General features: G+C 72.0%; 19 protein-coding genes. 2 read left to right on the top strand and 17 right to left on the bottom strand.

The genetic code is table 11. The features are described 5' to 3' along the window. Window positions 1-79: 79 nt before the first annotated feature. Complete coding sequence (trxC, locus tag DOO78_RS20575; RefSeq protein WP_111471760.1) at window positions 80-505, top strand: thioredoxin TrxC; 426 nt, start codon at window positions 80-82, stop codon at window positions 503-505. A 121-nt stretch (window positions 506-626) separates the two neighbouring features. Here the strand turns inward: trxC and DOO78_RS20570 are convergent, their stop codons facing one another. The 8 genes from DOO78_RS20570 to DOO78_RS20540 all read right to left on the bottom strand — a co-directional run bounded on the left by DOO78_RS20570 (window position 627) and on the right by DOO78_RS20540 (window position 8,941). Beyond that, window positions 627-2,459, bottom strand: coding sequence for a pectate lyase family protein (locus DOO78_RS20570; RefSeq protein ID WP_111471759.1), 1,833 nt, complete (start codon window positions 2,457-2,459; stop codon window positions 627-629). Between the two features lie 12 nt (window positions 2,460-2,471). After that, window positions 2,472-4,472, bottom strand: a complete 2,001-nt coding sequence (locus DOO78_RS20565) for a phage tail protein (protein ID WP_111471758.1) — start codon at window positions 4,470-4,472, stop codon at window positions 2,472-2,474. Beyond that, window positions 4,472-4,825, bottom strand: coding sequence for a DUF6950 family protein (locus DOO78_RS20560; RefSeq protein ID WP_111471757.1), 354 nt, complete (start codon window positions 4,823-4,825; stop codon window positions 4,472-4,474). The genes DOO78_RS20565 and DOO78_RS20560 overlap by 1 nt, the downstream gene beginning before the upstream one ends. Beyond that, the gene (locus DOO78_RS20555; protein ID WP_111471756.1) at window positions 4,822-5,397 is read right to left on the bottom strand and encodes a hypothetical protein; all 576 of its coding nucleotides are present in this window, start codon (window positions 5,395-5,397) and stop codon (window positions 4,822-4,824) included. The genes DOO78_RS20560 and DOO78_RS20555 overlap by 4 nt, the downstream gene beginning before the upstream one ends. Further along, entirely contained in the window at window positions 5,397-6,083 is a 687-nt protein-coding gene (locus tag DOO78_RS20550) for a hypothetical protein (protein ID WP_111471755.1), read from the bottom strand. Before DOO78_RS20550 ends, DOO78_RS20555 begins: the two co-directional genes overlap by 1 nt. Beyond that, the gene (locus DOO78_RS20545) at window positions 6,080-8,248 is read right to left on the bottom strand and encodes a tape measure protein (RefSeq protein ID WP_111471754.1); all 2,169 of its coding nucleotides are present in this window, start codon (window positions 8,246-8,248) and stop codon (window positions 6,080-6,082) included. The genes DOO78_RS20550 and DOO78_RS20545 overlap by 4 nt, the downstream gene beginning before the upstream one ends. Before the next feature lies 1 nt (window position 8,249). Further along, window positions 8,250-8,399 (bottom strand): hypothetical protein, encoded by a 150-nt coding sequence (locus DOO78_RS27665; protein ID WP_165839002.1) that lies wholly within the window; start codon window positions 8,397-8,399, stop codon window positions 8,250-8,252. 164 nt (window positions 8,400-8,563) lie between these two features. Next, window positions 8,564-8,941 (bottom strand): hypothetical protein, encoded by a 378-nt coding sequence (locus DOO78_RS20540; RefSeq protein WP_111471753.1) that lies wholly within the window; start codon window positions 8,939-8,941, stop codon window positions 8,564-8,566. 165 nt (window positions 8,942-9,106) lie between these two features. Here DOO78_RS20540 and DOO78_RS20535 point away from each other — a divergent pair, with 165 nt between their 5' ends. Continuing rightward, a complete protein-coding gene (locus DOO78_RS20535; RefSeq protein ID WP_111471752.1) occupies window positions 9,107-10,063 on the top strand; it encodes a hypothetical protein in 957 nt (318 codons plus the stop codon). Between the two features lie 80 nt (window positions 10,064-10,143). On the opposite strand, the gene DOO78_RS20530 is transcribed toward DOO78_RS20535, so the two are convergent. From DOO78_RS20530 to DOO78_RS20490, 9 genes are all read right to left on the bottom strand, one after another. Then, window positions 10,144-11,100, bottom strand: a complete 957-nt coding sequence (locus tag DOO78_RS20530) for a phage tail tube protein (protein WP_111471751.1) — start codon at window positions 11,098-11,100, stop codon at window positions 10,144-10,146. Between the two features lie 12 nt (window positions 11,101-11,112). Continuing rightward, window positions 11,113-11,541: a hypothetical protein gene (locus tag DOO78_RS20525; protein WP_111471750.1), complete on the bottom strand. Its 429-nt coding sequence runs from the start codon at window positions 11,539-11,541 to the stop codon at window positions 11,113-11,115. Continuing rightward, the gene (locus DOO78_RS20520) at window positions 11,538-12,260 is read right to left on the bottom strand and encodes a DUF6441 family protein (protein WP_111471749.1); all 723 of its coding nucleotides are present in this window, start codon (window positions 12,258-12,260) and stop codon (window positions 11,538-11,540) included. The genes DOO78_RS20525 and DOO78_RS20520 overlap by 4 nt, the downstream gene beginning before the upstream one ends. Before the next feature lie 3 nt (window positions 12,261-12,263). Beyond that, entirely contained in the window at window positions 12,264-12,572 is a 309-nt protein-coding gene (locus tag DOO78_RS20515; protein WP_111471748.1) for a head-tail joining protein, read from the bottom strand. 6 nt (window positions 12,573-12,578) lie between these two features. After that, window positions 12,579-12,854 carry a hypothetical protein gene (locus tag DOO78_RS20510; protein ID WP_111471747.1) on the bottom strand — a complete coding sequence of 92 codons (276 nt, stop codon included), beginning with the start codon at window positions 12,852-12,854 and terminating at the stop codon, window positions 12,579-12,581. Next, window positions 12,851-13,507 carry a structural protein gene (locus DOO78_RS20505; RefSeq protein WP_111471746.1) on the bottom strand — a complete coding sequence of 219 codons (657 nt, stop codon included), beginning with the start codon at window positions 13,505-13,507 and terminating at the stop codon, window positions 12,851-12,853. The genes DOO78_RS20510 and DOO78_RS20505 overlap by 4 nt, the downstream gene beginning before the upstream one ends. Then, window positions 13,504-13,815, bottom strand: coding sequence for a DUF2190 family protein (locus DOO78_RS20500; protein WP_243634680.1), 312 nt, complete (start codon window positions 13,813-13,815; stop codon window positions 13,504-13,506). The genes DOO78_RS20505 and DOO78_RS20500 overlap by 4 nt, the downstream gene beginning before the upstream one ends. Before the next feature lie 122 nt (window positions 13,816-13,937). Beyond that, window positions 13,938-16,052 (bottom strand): prohead protease/major capsid protein fusion protein, encoded by a 2,115-nt coding sequence (locus tag DOO78_RS20495; protein WP_111471744.1) that lies wholly within the window; start codon window positions 16,050-16,052, stop codon window positions 13,938-13,940. 48 nt (window positions 16,053-16,100) lie between these two features. Next, window positions 16,101-17,215, bottom strand: a 1,115-nt coding sequence (locus tag DOO78_RS20490) for a ubiquitin-activating E1 FCCH domain-containing protein (RefSeq protein ID WP_243634679.1), incomplete at its 5' end; no start/stop codon positions are given.

The following is a 17,215-nucleotide window of genomic DNA, read 5'->3' as shown; positions in this document are numbered from 1 at the left end:
GGTTTCCGCCTCGGCCCTGCGCGACGTCAATTCCGACATCGTACATGAAGAACGACACATCTGAGCGGAGGATCAATCCGTGCCAACCGTTGCCTGCCCCGATTGTGCGACCACAAACCGGGTTCCGGAGACGCGCCTCAACGAAAATCCACGCTGCGGTCGCTGTGGCGCGGCCCTGTTCCAGGGCGCGCCGGTCGTCCTGACGGCGAACAACTTCGAGCGGCATGTGACTGCGGAACTACCCTTGCTGGTCGATTTCTGGGCTGCCTGGTGCGGACCCTGCAAGGTCATGGCACCACAATTCGATGCTGCGTCGCGCATGCTGGAACCCCGGTTCCGCCTCGGCAAGCTGGACACGGAAGCCGAGGCCGACATTGCCGGCCGCTTCGGCATCCGAGGGATCCCGACGATGATCTTGTTCAAGTCAGGCAAGGAGATCGCCCGCACCAGCGGCGTCATGTCCGCGGCTGATATCGTTCGCTGGGCCTCCGCGCAGGCCGGGTGAGCCGGAAAGTTGCCCTATCGTGGGACGTCTCGTGCAGCATTCGCCGCCCGGATTGCCGCAAGATTTCGGGCCAACGGTGCGCGGCAATGTGGCGAAAGTCGCGGTCGATGATTGTCTCGGATCACGGCAATCGCCGCTTCACCACCTGCACCGCCAGCGGCGCCGCGGCGAGGTCCACCGTCGACGCGCTGACGTTCCGCGCGGTGACGCGCACGCTGTTGTTGCTCCACACATGGCAATCCAGCACGAAGGCGATGCTGCTGGTGTCGAGCGAGGCATCCGCGAAGTCGCCGCGCCGTGCGCCAGGAACGGTGATGTCGACGTTGGCCGTCGCGCCGGGGCCGAGGCTTGGCAGGTCCCAGCTGGTCTCCAGCGCCAGCGTCCGCGTCCCCGCCGGCAGCGAGGGACAGCCATAGAGCACCGCCGGCGCATCCTCCGGCAGGCCGTAGAGCCGCAGCGCCTCGAGCTCGATCTGCCCGTCGAAGCCGATGAGGCCGATCTGCGCGAAGGCCACGCCCGAACCGAGCCGCACCGTCTGCCGCCGGTTCAGCGAGCTGTCTTGCATGACAGCGCCCGCCTGCCAGCTCTTCGACGCGGTGTCCCACTGCATCGTGGTGCCGGACGCCAGCACGTCCTGCGGCTGGTTCTCCCGCACGGTGCCCGCCCCGTCGAAGCAGCGGACGCAGAGCCGCCCGCCATCCGCGCCGCCGACCAGCCAATGCGCCAGCGCGAACTCCTTCGCGTGCGTCGTCTGCACCACGAAGGCGACGCCGCGGTTCGCGTTCAGCAGCAGCCCCCGCCCGGTCGCGGCGATGCCGTCCAGCCCGTTCCAGGACAGCGCCGCCATGGTGGTCTCGGTGGTGGTGGAGGTGGCGATGATGCAGGCCCCCTCCACGCCGATCTCGGTGTTGCTGTGCCGGAAGGCCGCGGCGCGCAGGTTCGGGATGTTCGCCAGCAGCCGGGTCAGGCGCGAGGCCGGCGCGCGATGGCGGTTGTAGACGGCGTTGCCGGCCCGGGTCGCGGTCGCGGTGTAGTCGATGCCGATGGCGTAGGTCTGCGCCCAGGCCACCTCGTACTCGCAGTCCGTCGCCGCCTCGGTGTGCCGCGCCGCGAGCGGCGAGCAGGCCTCCATGCGCATGCCGCGGGCAATGATCGCGGTGCCGCTGGTTTCGTTCAGGAAGGGGACGGCGACGTTCGGGTCGAGCTGGCGGAGTTCGAAGTTCGGCCCGTCGAAGATGTGGCGGTTGTGGTTGTTGTAGGCCCCGGCCTGGCGCGAGAAGCGTACCCCGAAGCGGTCGATGGTCGGGTTGATCCCGGTCGCGCAGGCGAAGTGCCCGCCGTAGTAGCGGATCGAGGTGTTCCAGGCCGTCGCCGTTGCGCAGTGCGCGTCGAGCCCGTAGCGGTTGTTCAGGATCCGCCCGAGGACCAGCGTGGAGTCCTCGAAGCCGCGGCCGTCACCGAGAGTTCGCAGCCCGATCGTGAAGCCCGAGACCAGGCGGAGGTCGAGCAGCGAGGAGTCGAGGTTGCGGGCGACGATGCCGATGTCCGCCTCGCTGGCCCAGTCCGACTGGATCTGCCGCGTGACCTGGAGGTTGAGGTAGAGCTTCTCGCCGTTGCGGGTGGTGCCGCCGTCCCCGAGCGTTAGCAGAGTGGCCGGCGCATTGGCCGCGCCGGTGTACTGGATCACCCCCTGCATGATCAGCCCGCGGGCGCCGCCGCCGAGCGTGACGCCGGCGTCGACGTTCCAGGTGCCAGGCGGGATGACGGCGAATTTCTGGTCCGCCGCGGCGCGGTCGAAGCAGGCCTGGATGGCGGCGCGGTCGTTCGCCGCGCCATCGCCGAGGCCGCCGAAGTCGCGCGGCAGCACGGCTTCGCGGTCGCGCAAGTACTTCGCCAGGTCGGTCTTGGAGATGTTCTGGCCAAGAACCATCAGGTCGTCGATGCGGGCGGCCATGGCTACCTCCGATCAGAGCACGGTCGCGGTGACCGGCCCGGCGAGGGCCGAGACGTTGCCCTCGGCGGAGACGGCGCGGAGCCAGTACCAGCGGGCCTGGCCCGCGGTGAGGCCGGTGCGGTCCCAGGGCAGCGCGGTGGGCTCGGTGGCCAGCTTCACGGCGGCGGCAAGACTGGCGCTGCTGGCCTCGAACACCTGCAGCTGCGCCGCATCGGCCGGGAAGCCGGCCGATAGGCGCACGCCCCCGGTGATGCCAAGCGCGGCCGGCGCTGTGACGGCGCCTGGGATGGCTGCCTCCCGCCAGCCCGACACCGCCCCACTGCGCGCCACCGCGCGCGCCCGGAAGGCGGTGGGCTCGGTGGTCGGGACCGAGGCCGCGGTCGCGCCGAGGGCGCCACCGTAACCCTGCCAAGCGGCAACGGAGGCAGGGCGGAACTCGAGCTCGTAGCCGGCGAGATAGGCGCTGCCGACCGCGACCCAGGACACGCCGAGCGCGGCAAAGGCGGCGCCCGTGGGCGTGTCCACCGTGATCGAGGCCGGCGTACCGATGACGCCGGGGTTCGGCAGCACGACGGAGGGGCTGTCACCGGCGGCGCGCTCGTCCACCGCCGGGTTCCAGTCCCACACCGCCGGGTCCTCCTCGGAGAGGGTGAGGTCCACGCCGCCATCCGGCGACAGCCGCCAGCCGGTTACCCGCGCCGGGAAGGGCCCGACCCGGTCGAGCGCGACCGTCACCCCGTCCCAGGGGCGCAGCCGCAGGGCCGAGAGGTTGGCCGGGAAGGCCACCTCGCGCTGGCGGCGGATCCGCTCCAGCTCGGCCTTCATGAGGCGCTGGACGGTGCTGACCGAGGTGGTCAGCGGGAACTCCATGTCGAGGTAGATCTGCTCCCCGCCGTCCTCGGCGACGTAGTTGCTGGCGAGCAGCGGCGGCGCGTCGGTGGGCTGCCAGTTCTTCGCCGGGTCGACGTAGACGGCCCGCACCCCGTTGAAGAGGTCCCGCCGCGGCCGGCTGCCCTGGATGGTGACGTCGCCGCGCAGGTCGTCCGAGGTGAGCGTCGCCGCCGGCAGCGCCGGGCCGCCGGCATGGATGAAGAACCGCCCGCCCGAGACGACCAGCGCCCCGGCCATGGCGGCGACCAGCTTGCGGGTGATGGCGATCTTTCCCTCGCCCAGCGAGACGCGGCCGTTCAGCGTGTAGCGCCGCTCGGTGACGCCGGCCCGGGTGCCGATCAGCTCGTCGCAGATGTTCGCCGCGGCAATGAGGGCGGGGATGTCGATGTCGTCCCAGGACGCCTTCCAGCCGAAGGGCGCGGTCAGGTACCAGGCGAGGCAAAGCGCCGGGTTGTCAGACCAGCCGGTCGCCCCGGCGCGCGGATCCAGGATGGTGTCCGCGCCCTCGACCAGCGCGGCGATGTTCGGCGGGCCGGAGGGAAAGGCCTCGGCGGTGATCTTGAGGCGGACGGCGACATAGGCGCGGCCGCGGCCACGATGGTCGGCGGTCCACTTGCCCCCGGTCTCGGCGATCAGGTTGGTGTTGGCGGCCTGGTCCGGATCGCCGAGATGGCGGTCGATGCGCACCAGCCCGGCGAACTTCGCGTCGGTCGCCAGCGTGTCGCCGAGCCAGACGTCGCCGATGGTGCGGACGCGGTGCGCGGCGAGCACGACGACCGCGTAGAACCAGCCATCGGCGCGGCCGGTGTCGTCGGTGGCCGAGTGGATGAAGACGATCGGCCCGCCGACCTTGCTGCGGCCGAAGACGATCTGGTGCTCGGTGATCGGCTGGCGGAAGGACTGCGTTCGGCCGGCGCCAGGCGCGGTGGGGTCGTCCCCCGGGCGGAGCGCGGCGGAGGACGTCGGAGCGGTTGGCCGCTTGGCGGGGAAGACCGAGGCGCCGATCGTCGAGACCACGAAGGCGGCGCCGGCGCCGACGATCGCGCCGATGATGCCGCCGCCCACGGCGGCCGAGGCGACGCCGCCGGCGACGACGGCGATCAGGGGAACGGCAGCGGGCATCAGCCGATCCTCCAGGCGATGGTGCAGAGGGTGATCGGCGCGCGCAGCAGCCCGCGCGGCCCGACAAAGGCGACGCGGCCGGCGTCGAGCACCACGCCGAGACGGTGGGGATCAGGCGCGAGGACGATGTCGCCCATGCCGGCACGCAGTGGCGCCACGCGCGGGAAGCCGGCGCTGTCGGCCGTGGCCATGAGGTCGGGCAGGATGCGAAGGCGCGGCCGGGCGCCCGTCACGGCCTCCACCGCGGCCAGAGCGAAGCGGCCGCAATTCCAGCGATGGCTGTCGAAGGGGCGCGTCTCCACCGCCGACAGCAGGGCTGCCAGCCGCGCCGCCCAGTCCGACCGCCGCGTCACTGCGCGGGCAGCCGGATCTCCGCTTCCTGCAGGGCGGGGACGTACTCGAAGAAGCGGTCGCCCGGATACTCGGCCTGCTGGTCGGCGTCGGTGTAGCGGCGCACCTCGGCGCGCTCGAGGTCGACGAGCCGGCTCTCGCAGGTGAGCGCGACGCGCGGCTCCGCTCCGTCTGTCACCTCCATCGTGTCCATCAGCCCCGCCCAGAGCGGGAACGGGTCGGCGACGAAGGCGCCCTCGGCGTCGAGCAGCGCGCCCCAGAGCCGGGCGGGGCGCAGCCGGAAGCTTCGCTCGGCGAGCGCGATGTCCACCACCTCCTGCGGCACGGGGGAGAGCGCGAGCGTCAGGCGTACGGCGCGCAGTTCCACCGTCTCCTCGACCTCGCCCACCGCCCCGATCGAGCCTACGCCCTCGAAGACCTTCCCCGCCCAGTTCAGCGGGCCGAGCCCGGTCCAGGCGCGGAAGGGGCCCGAGGCGAAGTCGAGCTCGACCAGCACGACGGGCGCTGCAACCGGCGAGGTGGCGGAGGAAGCCGCATGCGGCGACAGCCGTGGCGTGCCGTTGGTGTCGGACACTACAGGGCCTCCTCAAGGCGGATGGTGATCGCGGTGAAGCGTCCGGGCCGGGTCGGGTTGGCGGCCTCGTCGTCGGAGACGAGGCGCATGGCGACGGTGGGCTTGGTGAGGACCAGCGGCTGGTTGATCAGCAGCGCCTCGCGCAGCGGCGGGGCGATCGGTATCGTCGCCGTGCCCGCGCCCGCGGCGGTGACGGTCTCGGTGGCGATGTGCAGCCGCCCGGCCAGGCCGATCAGGTCGCCCGCGCCGACCGCGACGCCGTTCGGCCACCAGCCTCCTGTCTGGATCGCCAGCGCCCCGCGCGGCGCGCCGGCCGCCAGCGCAGGATTGCCCGAGCCGACCACGAAGCCGGTGCCGTCGGTGAAGATGGTGGCGTCCGAGTAGGAGAAGGGCCCGCTCGGCACGTCGCCCTGCACCCGCGGATCGCCGGTGCGGAACTCGCGGCGCCAGTCCCAGATCCGGACGGTGTTCACCGAGCCTGCCAGCGCCGCGAGCAGCCCTTCGAGGAGGCCTGTGCGCACGCGGTCGAGCGGATCGAAGGTGGCCTGCGCGACCCAGCGCGCGCCCTCCCGCCGCAGCACCTGCGTGGCGCGGCTGACCGGCGAGACGAAGCGCGTGGTGTTGTGCTGGAGATAGAAGGTCAGCCGCGTCGGGCGCAGCGCCTCGGGCCAGACGTATTCGGTCATCCCCGCACCGTCTCGTAGGCGCTGCCACCGCGGCGGATGGCATCGAGAGTCATCGCCGAGGCCTGCCGCGCGATCTGCCCGGCGAGCAGCCGCAGCCGCGCCTCGACCCCGGCGTCCGCTCCGCGCGCATCGATGTTGATGGTCTGCTGGATCACCGGGCCGCCCGGCGCCATGCCGTTCGGCAGCACTGTCCCGCCGCGGTCCGGGACGAACCATTCGGGCCCGCGCTCACCGACGATGTAGGGCTGGCCGGCCGCGACAGGGCCGCCCTCGGCGCGGAACAGCCCGCCGAGCCAGGAGCCGATGCCGTCGAACCAGCTGCCGGCGCCGAGGCTGGTGAGGCCGGCCGAGACGGCGTTGCCCAGCGGCTCGGTGATCGTGCGCCTGGCGATGATGCGGGTGATGTCCTGCAGCAGGCCCTGCATGACCTTGGACAGCTTGTCGCCGCGCACGATCGCGTCCTCGAAGGCGGAGGAGAACGCGAAGCCCAACTCGCGCGCCGCCTCCCGCGTGCCCTCGGTGCTGCGCTGCAGCCGCCGCTCGGCCTCCTCCAGATCCTCCAGCGCGCGCTGCGCCTCCCGCCCGATCGTCTCGTCGGGGATCGGCCGGCCGGCGCGCTCGGCGCGCTGCACCAGGTCGGACAGCCGCTCCAGCCGGCGCTGATAACGCTCATAGGCGGTCTCGTTGTCCTGGATCAGCCGTTCGCGCTCGCGCAGCAGGTCGTTCAGCTGCCGCTCGGCGTCGCGCGCCTCCCGCGCGCCCTCGGTGCTGGCGCGGCGCACGGCGGCAATGCGCGGCTCGAGGCGGCGCAGCGCCTCGTCGCGCTCCTGCAGCGCCAAGGTCTCGAGGCGGGTGCGCTCGGCGGCGGTGACGGCGCCGGCCGCCTCGGCCTCGCGCAGGCGCCGGACCCGTTCCTCGTACTCCCGGTTGATCCGGAAGCGGTCGTCGAGGTCGCGGGTGAGCTCCTGGACGTCCTGCGTCGCGCGGCGGCGGCGGGCATCGGTCGCGGCCTGGCCGGCGCGCTCCTGCTCCTTCAGGCGGCGGTTGAGCGACTCCCGCTCGGCGGTGTCGATCTCGGCCAGGGTCGCGAAGTAGTCGCGGCGCAGCTCCTCCAGCCGCGCACGGCTGTCGACGCCGGCCTGCTGCTCGGCGGTACCGACCAGGCCGGGGCGGATGCTGCCGCGGCGGACCGGGGCGCGCAGGCTGTCGCGGCCGTCGCCCTCGCTCTCCAGCCGGCCGATCTGCGCCGACAGCGCCTCAGCCTGGCGGCGCAGGCCGGCGAGGCGCTCCTCCTCGCTGCGCAGCCCGGCGCCCTGGCGGACGCTGTCCACCGCGCGCGCGGCCGCAGAGAGTGCGCGGGCGAGCGCGTTGGACAGGCCGATGGCGCGGTCGAGCTGGCCGAGGAAGTTCTCGGTCGCCGCCGTCAGCTGCCCGAAGGCGCGGCCGAGCGAGAGCGGGGCGCGGTCGAGCTCGGCGCCGAGGCGCTCGGTGGCGCGCAGCAGGGCGGGAAACACCCGCTCGGCGGTGAGCTTGCCCTCGCTGCCGAGCTTGCGGAGCTCGCCGATCGAAACGCCGAGTTCGCGCGCCAGGCCCTCGGCCAGCAGCGGCATGGCCTCGAGGATGGAGCGCAGCTCGTCGCCCTGCAGCACGCCGGAGGCGAGCGCCTGGGCGAGCTGGAGCGTGGCCGAGGAGATCTCCTGCGTCGACGCGCCGGAGACGATGGCGACGCGCTGCAGGCCGCCGACGAGGCGGACCACCTGGTCGGAGGTGGCGCCGATCTCGCGCGCGGCGATCGAGAAGCGCTGGAAGGCGTCGACGCTCTCGGACACCGCGACGCCGGTCGAGAGAGCATTGCGATACAGCGCCTCGTAGACCTGACCGGCGCGCTCGACCGAGCCGGTCGCGTTCTGCAGGCGCGAGAGGCTCTGGGTGAGCGCGTCGCCGGCCTGGACCAGGGCGCGGGCTGCCACCGCCACGCCGGCGAGCTGGATGCCGCGCGTGGCGACGTCGAGCAGGTCGAGGGAGCGGGAGGCGCGCTCGGCGCCGCCCTTGATCTGGTCGAGGGAGCGCTGGCCGGTCTCGCCGACCTCGCGCAGCCCGGCCTTGACCCGAGCGGCGTCGTCCAGCGAGAGGCGAACCGAGACGCGGCGGGTAGCGTCGGCCATGTCAGCTCGTCTCCCCCTCGCAGCGGGCGGCGCTGCCCTCGGCCATGCCGATGCGGATGGCGAGCAGCAGTTCGGCCGCGGCCCATCCCGCGGCACCGAGCTCGCGCGCCGCGGCGAGCGCGCCGGCGGTGTCGAGCGTCAGGCCGGCCATGGTGACCTCCGCGCATGCGGTGCCGGCGGCCCAGCAGGCGTGCCCCTGGACGCTGGCGGGGGCGTGCGCTGCATAGGGACAGGCGTCGGCGCAGTCGCGACCGAGGGCGGCGCAGCCGCGGCAGTACTCGGGCCCGCGACCGAAGTGCCAGGCGGCGCGGGCCCTCAGCCGTTTCCCTCGGCGGCCACCTCGGTGACCGGGGCTGTGGCGCGGTCCCAGAAGGCGGCGGCGATGTCGTCGAGATCCATGAGCCGCTCGACCGCCTCGGGCGAGAGCGGCAGCGGCTTGCCGGCGGCATCACCGACACCCTGCCAGGCGGTGACGGCGTGGCGGGCGAGCGCCTTGACCAGGAAGGCGAAGGACAGGCCGCGCGACATGTCGGGGTCGAGGTCCGGGTCGGCGATGCGGATCGCGGCGAGGCGACGGGCGGCGGCAGCCTGCGCGGCGGCCATGACCGCAGTTGTCACGGGGCGGATCTCGACGCGGACGCCGCGCGGCAGGTCGAGCCAGTACGGCTCGGCCGGGAGGTCGAGGGTGAGCATCACTGCATCTCCTGATTCAAGATGACTGGGCGCATCTGGTCGTCGCCCACTCTGCGATGGACGACACTTCGCACGGTCGTGGCTCTGACGTCGGGCCACTCCAACGACCGATGCCGGAATACGAACTCGATGATTCTTGGCGATCAGCGACCTACACTGGCCAGCATGAGCCTCTTCGAGAATGCAATTCATTCCATACAGATCGGGGTCGAGGACTTCGCGTCAGACGATCCACGCCGGATCATCTCGGCCGTTCGCAACGTGCAGGCGGGCATGCTGCTGCTTTGCAAAGAGAAGCTGCGGCGCCTCTCTCCGGACGGAGAGGTCCTTCTGATGCAGAAAATCGAGCCTATTCGAGACTCGACAGGCTCCCTTTCCCTGAAGGGCTCCGGCACTAATACCGTCGACGTTCAGGGCATCAAGGAGCGCTTCAGGAGCCTTGGCATCTCGTTCGACTGGAACGACGTCGATCGCGTCACCAAGATTCGGAACGATATGGAGCACATGTTCTACAAGGGTGGCGAAGCGCTCGCCCGTGAGGCTGTTTCAGAAGCCTTCCTGGCGATCCGAGAGCTGCTCACGTCGATACTCGAGGAAGAGCCCGTCGGTGCGCTCGGTGCGGCATGTTGGGGAGCTCTTTTGGAGAACAACAAGCTCTTCCAGCAAGAGCTAGCCGCGTGCCGATCAACGCTCGACACCATCGAGTGGAAGACGAACGGTGCGCAGATTGCCGCCGATGAATTTCTATGCCCAGGGTGTGGTTCGAAGCTGATCAAGCAGCTCGCCCCCGACAACGCTAAACAGGATGAAGCGCAGTTTGTTTGCGCCGCAGTCGGCGAGGAAGCCGATACGGAAGCGCTCATGGTGTCGGCGATTGACGAGGCGTACGGCGCCGACGCCTACATCGCGATGACAGACGGGGGCGAGCCCCCGGTCGGCACATGCCCTGAGTGCGGCAATGAGACTTATGTTTTCTCAGAAGGAGGATGTGCACTCTGCGGGTTCGAAATGCCGGACGACGCCGCTTGTGCGCTATGCGGAGAACGGCTCACGCTGGATGACTACGAGATGGGCTCTGGGCTATGCGGGTACCATCGGTGGATGGCGGAGAAGAATGACTGACGGCACGTATATGCGTGCACGTGCGATGTTCTCGAATCGCGATCTTCTAGGTCACCATTCACGTTCGTCGAGGGACGCATTTACGCATACTCCGTCCCCGCCTGCTGGTTCTTCAGCACCGCGGTCATCATGCGCGTTGCGGTGGCGTTGAAGGCGGCGCGGAACTCGAAGCTCGCCTCGACGCCGGCCGGCCCCTCGATCGGGGTCTTCGCCAGCGCCAGATAGACCTCGTGCAGCGTGAAAGTCAGGCTGCGGTTGGCGTCGATGGTGAACGCGAAGGCGAACTCCGCCGCGGTGCCGTTCTGCGCCTGCGTCAGCAGCGTGGTGTCCGCGAAGCGCGCGGTGATCTGGCCGGTGGCGCGCGCAATGCCGGGATCCGCGCCCTCGATCTTGCGGTCGGCACGGATGGTGCGCACCGCCTCGACGCTGTTCGAGTAGGCGAGCCGCGCGCCGGTCACCTGCGCCAGCGCCGCGCCGCCGCGGCTGATCGAGCCCTGCGCCTTGTTGAACGCGGTGTAGGCCGCCGAGACCGGCGTGCCGCCGGAGGACGAACCTGAGCGCGTCGAGCCCTGCGCGATCAGCTTGATCGTCGCGGTGGCGGGCCCGGTCGGGCTGAAGTCGATCTCCAGCGCGTCGGCACGGACGCCCGCGCAGACGTCGAAGCTCGGCACGTCGGGATAGCCAATCTCGATCGCCTGCGAGGGCAGCGTCGCCGCGCCCGATCCGAAGGTGTGGGTGAAGTTCGGGTTGGTGCCGGTGGTGGTCGGCGCGCCGAGCAGCAGCCGCAGCCAGTGGCCGATGTTGATCAGGTCGACCGGCACGACGACGTCACCCTCGACGGTGACCGTGTCGAAGAACGGCGCGGCGGGATCGCGATTGCCGCCGAGGCCGATGACGTCGGCGTCCAGCAGCGGCTGCTCCGCGCCGAGGTTGCATGAGAGGAAGGGCACGCGCCGCCAGTTGCCGCCGGGCGCGGTGCCGTAGGTGATCTCGGGGATCATGAGCAGGCGCGAGTTCGCGCCGATGGCACGAGGCATCGGAAGCTCCTGTCAGGCCAGCGGCGAGCCGGCGACGGTGAAGGACAGCGTGACGGGGACGGCAGCGGCGCGCGACGCGGCGGCGCCCTCGACCTCCGCGTCGTCGAAGGAGGGCGCGCCGGGCTGCGCCCACTCGACCGCGCCGGCGAGGGTGCGGTCGCCGGCGACCGCGGACGCAATGTCGACCAGCAGCGCGTCGAGCAGCGCGCCGGTGGCCGCGACGACCTCGACTTCCGCCCTGTGCTCGACCGCCCAGGCAAGCGGCGAGAGGATCGCGGTCTCCTCCACCGTCTCGCCGTCGCGGACCACAACCAGTCCGCCGGCGGGCAGGCGCTGCGGCACGGTCTCGTTGCGGAGGACCTTTGGGGCGGGGTTCCGCGCGGCCAGGGCGGCGCCCAGGCGGGCGGACAGGGCGGCCAGGGCGGTCTCGCGGACACTCATCCGGTCCTCGCCGTCTCGGCTTCCCAGGCCGTCAAGAAGCGCCGCGGCAGGCGACGGAGGGCGCGGAGCGACGCCCCGCGCACGTCGAGGCGCTTGGTCAGCTTCACCTGCGGCAGCAGCAGGAACATCGGCACCATCCCCTGTTCGAGCAGGCCGCGCGCCCAGGCCTCGCGGCCCTTGCGGTTGGCGGTGCCGACCTCCGCCACACCGCCGGCGATGAGGCGGGTGCGGCGGCGCCGGCCGGTCTGCGTCCCCTGGCGCAGCGGCAGGCACCAGACGAAGCCGCGGCCGGAGCGGAAGGGCCGGAGGAAGCCCTGGCCGGAGGCGACCATCTGGGCCGGCGTCACGCGCAGGCCCTTGTCGCCGCGGCCGCGCCAGCCGCGGGCGGCGTTGAAGCCGGTGGCGATCGCCAGGAAGCGCCCGCCGCCCTTCGGCCGGATGAGGGCGCCGCGCTCGAAGGCGTCGATGACGAGCGGCGTCTTGCTCCAGACGAGGCCGGCGGCGCGCAGCGACACGCCGGTGCGCGGGAAGACCTGCGAGCGCCAGGCATTGGCGATGCCGCGCGCCTTGCCGCCGAGCGAGCCGGTGACTTGGCCGCGGAGCTCAGTCTTCAGGGCATCCGTCTCGGCACGCACGGCGCGGGAGGCGGCGCGCTCGCCGGCGCGGACCTCCTCGGCCAGCGCCTTGCGGAGATCGCCGACGACAGCGGAGAGGCGCATCGCCTACCGCCGGCAGAGCACGCGCCAGGCGACCCCGGCGGCATCCCGTTCGCCGCTGTCCACCGTCAGCAGGTCCGCGCCGATGGCGAAGGTGTCGCCCGCCTCGACCGCCGCCAGCAGGGCGATGCTGACGGTCAGCACATCGGTCGCGCGCAGCAGCGGCGTGTCGAACGCGTCTGCCACGCGATCAGGGTTCGATCGGAGCACCCGAAGGGACATGGGCGCGCCGGTGCCGGCGGCGCGGTAAGTCGCCTCCACCCCGAGGTTCGGGTCGGCGGCGAGCACCACCAGCGCATCGTCGAACACGCCCATGGCGGATCACCCGAGCCCGAGCCAGGAGGCGAGCTTCGCGCCGACCGCCGCGCCGACGATGCCGCCGGCCGCGGCCGCGCCCGTAGCCGGGATCGCGGGCGACGCGCCCGGCAGTCCGCCCGCCGCCAGCGACAGCCGCGCCGTGAGGCCGGCCATCGCCTTGACCAGCTCGGTCACGGTCCGGGTGAGCTCGCGCATGTCCTTGTCGCCCTCGGCCAGGCGCCGCTCGATCTCGGTCAGGCGGGTGACGATGGTGCCGAGTTCGCGGTCGTGGTCCGTCATCGGGTGACCTCCCGCTGCCGCTGCAGCCGCTGGTGGATGGTCCAGGCCGCGACGCCGATCACCGCGGCGGCGACGCCCCAGGGGCCGAGCGCCCGCAGCACCGCCGCGAGGCCCTCGGCATGCGGCGCCAGGGTGGTGACCGCATCGACCACCGCCGCGGCCGTGACGCCGGCGACCACCGAGCCCGCGGCGGCGCGGACCGTCCCGCTGTGGGCGAGGCCTGGCTGGACCAGGCCGGCCATGCGAAGGCCCTCCGCGATCGTCTCCGGCGCGTAGGGCATGCCGCCGAGCTCGTGGCGGATGACCGCCTCGACCAGCCCGCGCATGGTCGCCGCATCGTGCAGGTCGATGGGATCGTCGAGGCCAACGCCGAGCCGCGCGGCGACCGCCGCCTGGTAGGCCCGGGTGTCATTCTCGCTACTCGGCGCCCAGCGCGCGACGATGCCGCGGACCGTGCGCAGGCCGTGCCGGTCCTGGTAGCTCTGCAGCAGCAGGGCCAGCGCGCGGATGCCGTGCTGGTGCGAGCGGAAGCGGCAAAAGCGCCCGTCTGAGGGCGGCGTCTCGAGGCCGAGCCACTTGTTCGTGGGCAGGTGCTCGATGTTGCCGGGGTTGCGGTTGCGGTAGCCCCGGCTGAGCTTCGGATCGCCGCTCATGCGCCGGAGGCCGGTACACGGGCGAGCATGACGCGCACGGTCGCATCGGCCGCGAGGGCGGCGACGGTGACGACGCCGACCTGGAAGTTGCCCGTCGCGGTGGTCGTCAGGCGGCGGTTGGCGTTGTCCCAGAAGACGCGCGCGCCGACCGCCATGGCCTGGTTCGGGTCCTTAGCGAGCTCGAACTCGCCGCGGGTCTCGCACTCGACGGTGGCGTTCTGCGCGGCGTCGGCCGCGGCGACACCGAAGAAGGCGCCGACCAGCATGCCCTGGCCGGAGAGGATGCCGCCGGCATAAGGCACGACCATGGGGACGGAGCGTGCGTCGGGACGGATGCAGTTGCGCATGGGGATGGGGTCTCCAGAAACGTAGAAGGCGCCCGTGGGGGCGCCCTCTGCGTGGGTTCATGGTGGAAGGAGTGAGCCCGGGATCAGGTGCCCGGGTTGAACCAGGCGCCGCGCCAGTCGATCGCGCCGACGCCGAAGTCGAAGATCACGCTGACCTCGACGCCGTCGGCGCCCTGGACCGGGCCGGTGGTGACCTGCGGTCCCTCCGCGCCGTTGAGGTAGCCGTAGACGTAGACCGGCGCGCTCAGCGGATCGGAGAAGAGGTACCAGCGGTTCGCCCCGATCAGCGGCTCGACGAGGGGCTGGACGAAGCCCGCGAAGACGTTCGCGTTGCCGATCTGGTTGGCGGCGACACTGATGGTGAGCTGCCGGGCCGCGAGCTCCTGGCTCGGGCCGACCAGCAGCCGCATGGTGCTGCCGATCGAGATCGGCAGGCCATCGAGGGTCTTCTGGCGCATGATGGCGGCGCGGGCGACGGCGAGGTTCGGCAGGTCGAGAGCGGAGCCCGCGCCGGCCTTGTTCGCGCGCCCCGCGCCGGTGCCGAACACGGTGGCGTTGCCGCTGGTGAGCGTCGGGCCGTCGCCATTGCCGCTGTTCAGCAGCTGGTAGGCCGTCGCGTTCTCGAACTCGGCGACGCGCCGCCCGATCGCCGCGGCGAAGTCGGTGAAGGCGCCAAGGTCGTCATTGACCAGCATCGGTCGCGTCACGCGGATGCGCCGCGCGAAGGTCTGCAGGACGACGATCTCCTGGCTCTCGGACATGGTGCCGACCTGGATCTCACCGTTCTCCAGCAGCGGCAGAAGGGTCGGGAAGTCGCCGATGCGCAGGTGGCGATGCGGCTTGAAGTCGCGGAAGTCGCGGCGGAGGAAGATCTGCCGGTAGGTCGGCTGCGCCGGCGCGTAGGCGGCGAGCAGCATCTTGTTGGCGGCGGCCGAGAGCAGCAGCGGGAAGTCGGAGCTGGTGTGGAAGGCGCGCTCGGCCAGCACCGTCGGGTTGCGCGGCGGATTGCGGTCACCACGGCGGGCGAGGAGCTCGCGCAGCATGTCGGAGGGGCGCCAGCCCATGAACTCGGCGTGTCGGCCAGCGCCGGGGCCGGTGCTCGGCGGCTGGTAGCCCGGCATGGAGCGGGCTGCGAGCGCCTCGGCCATGGCGTCGAGCAGCTGCGCCGGGTCATCGTGGCCGGGGCCGCTCTCCGGGCGGGCCGGGAGCGTGGAGCGGCTGGTCTGGGTCTGGGTGAAGGCCTCCCACAGGCGGGCGCGCAGCACCTCGGGGCTGGCGCGATCGCGCATCGCGGCCTGGCGCATCGCGTCGATGGTGTCGGCGGGGAGCAGGCCGCGCGCGGCGGCGAGCACCGGCTCGTAGCTGGCGATGCGTTCGGCGACGGCGCGCTCGGCCTCGGCGCGGATCGCGTCGAGGTCGATCGGCGAGGTGGCCGGCGCGGGCGCGGCGCGGGTGGGCTCGGGCGGCGCGGTCGGCGCAGGGCTGGGCGTAGTGGTCACGGTGGTCTCCTGGGGCGGGGTGGACGGCGCGGCGGAGGGCGGCGCCGCAGGCGGGGCAGCCGGGGTCGCCGGCGTCGTCTCGGGCATGGATGGATCCTCGTCAGGCAGGGCGGGTTCGATCGCCGGCGCTGGGAGGCCCTGCTCCCCCTGCGCGCGGACCGCCGCATCGCGATCCACCGGGACCGGCACGACGGAGATCTCGAAGGGCTCCCAATCCACCGCGCGGTGGACGGTCTCGCCGGTGGCGGCGTCCGGCCGCGGCTCGTAGCGATGCACGCGATAGCCGACGCTCACCGCCCGCAGCGTGCCGTCGGCGATGCGCTGCCAGATCGGCTCGACGTCGCCGGCGGCGGAGAACTGCAGCGTGGCGTAGCCTCGCCCGCGCTCGAGGCGGGCGGCCGTGACGCGGCCAAGGACGTCACGCGCATCGCCGCGGCGGTGGGTGTTGAGCACCGGGGCCTGGCCCGATCGCAGCGCGTCCATGCGCACCGCGTTCGGCGACATCTCCAGCTCCTCGGTGATGAGGCCGAGGGCGGGGACGAAGTTGCGGGCCCGGGCGCCGGTTGACCACACCACCTCGACGGTGCGCGCGGCACGATCGACGGTGGCGGGCGCCGCCAGCGCGCGCTGCGCCACGATCGGCATGGCAGGGGCATCCGGCGCGGGGTCGCCCCCGCCCGGCTCGGTCGGTTCGGACATGTGGATAAGCCTGTGGCTAAGCGCGGGAAAAGCTGTGGGCGACGGCCGTCACGGCGCGGCGTAGCCCTGCGCGTTGACGTAGACCTGAGCGCCGGTGGTCAGGCAGGCGAGGTTCACGGCCGTCGCCGCCGTGCCGCGCAGTGGCGTCGGGAAGGCGATGTCCACCGGGGTCGCCATCGCCGCCGGCAGCAGCTGCCGCCAGATCACCGTGGCGCCGTCCTTGATCACCACCTCCGTCGCCACCGTCGCGTGCGCGTTCCGCAGGTCGATCGAGGTGACGTAGTTCCGGATGCCGGCGGCGGCCGCGGCCTTCAGAACCACGTCGGTCGTGCCGGTGATCCCGCCCGCGGCGCCGGCGAACTGCCAGTCCGCCTCCGGGATGGAGAAGGGCTTGTTGACCAGCGCGCCGATCAGCGTCGCCAGCAGGTCGATGCCTCGGCCGGTGGTCACGGCCGTCGGGTTCGTCGAGAGGCCGGTCGCCACCAGCACCGGCAGTGCGCCGTTCGTATTGCGCGCCTGGCCGCCCACCGCCGTCAGCGTCGGGGCGATGGTGCTCAGCACGTTCACCCCGAGCCCCTGGCCCGCGACGGACTGGCCGCGGCCGGCGGTGATCTCGGTGGTGAGCTCGGCGTAGTCCGCGATGGTGACGAACTGCACCTTCACATCGGTGCTGGAAGCTGGCGCCAGGTTCCGGCTGACCGAGGCCCAGCCGGTGTTCAGGTAGGCGCCGGAGAAGGTCGAGCCGACCAGGTCGAAGCTGTTCGCGTCGATGACGGTGATTGTGAACGTCCCATTCGCGCCGGGAACCCCCGAGACGTCGGCGACCGTCACCACGTCGTTCGTCGCGAAGCCATGCGCCGCGCGGGTGATCCGCACCAGGCCGGAGCCGTTGTTGGCCACAGCCGAGATGCCGTTGATGAACTGCCGGTTCCGCACCCGGATCCGGAAGCGGTAGAGCGCATTCGGCTCCGGGATCTGCTGGTGGCGGACATAGGAGTTCGATCGCGCCGCCGTCGTGTCGAGCTGCCGGCCGTGGAACCAGCACTCGTCGTTGGTCGGCTGTTGAATGCCAGTGAGAGCTGACCCGAGATTGCCATGAGGAATTGACCCGGGTTGTGGATGGAGGAGCGGGGTTTTCGGTCTGGTCAGGTGAGTTGTGGCTT

Origin of the sequence: Roseicella frigidaeris, assembly GCF_003258945.1 — a bacterium.
Classification (GTDB): Bacteria; Pseudomonadota; Alphaproteobacteria; order Acetobacterales; family Acetobacteraceae; genus Paracraurococcus; species Paracraurococcus frigidaeris.
Note: the sequence above shows the minus strand (reverse complement) of the source record. Positions and strands in the feature narration are given on the sequence as shown.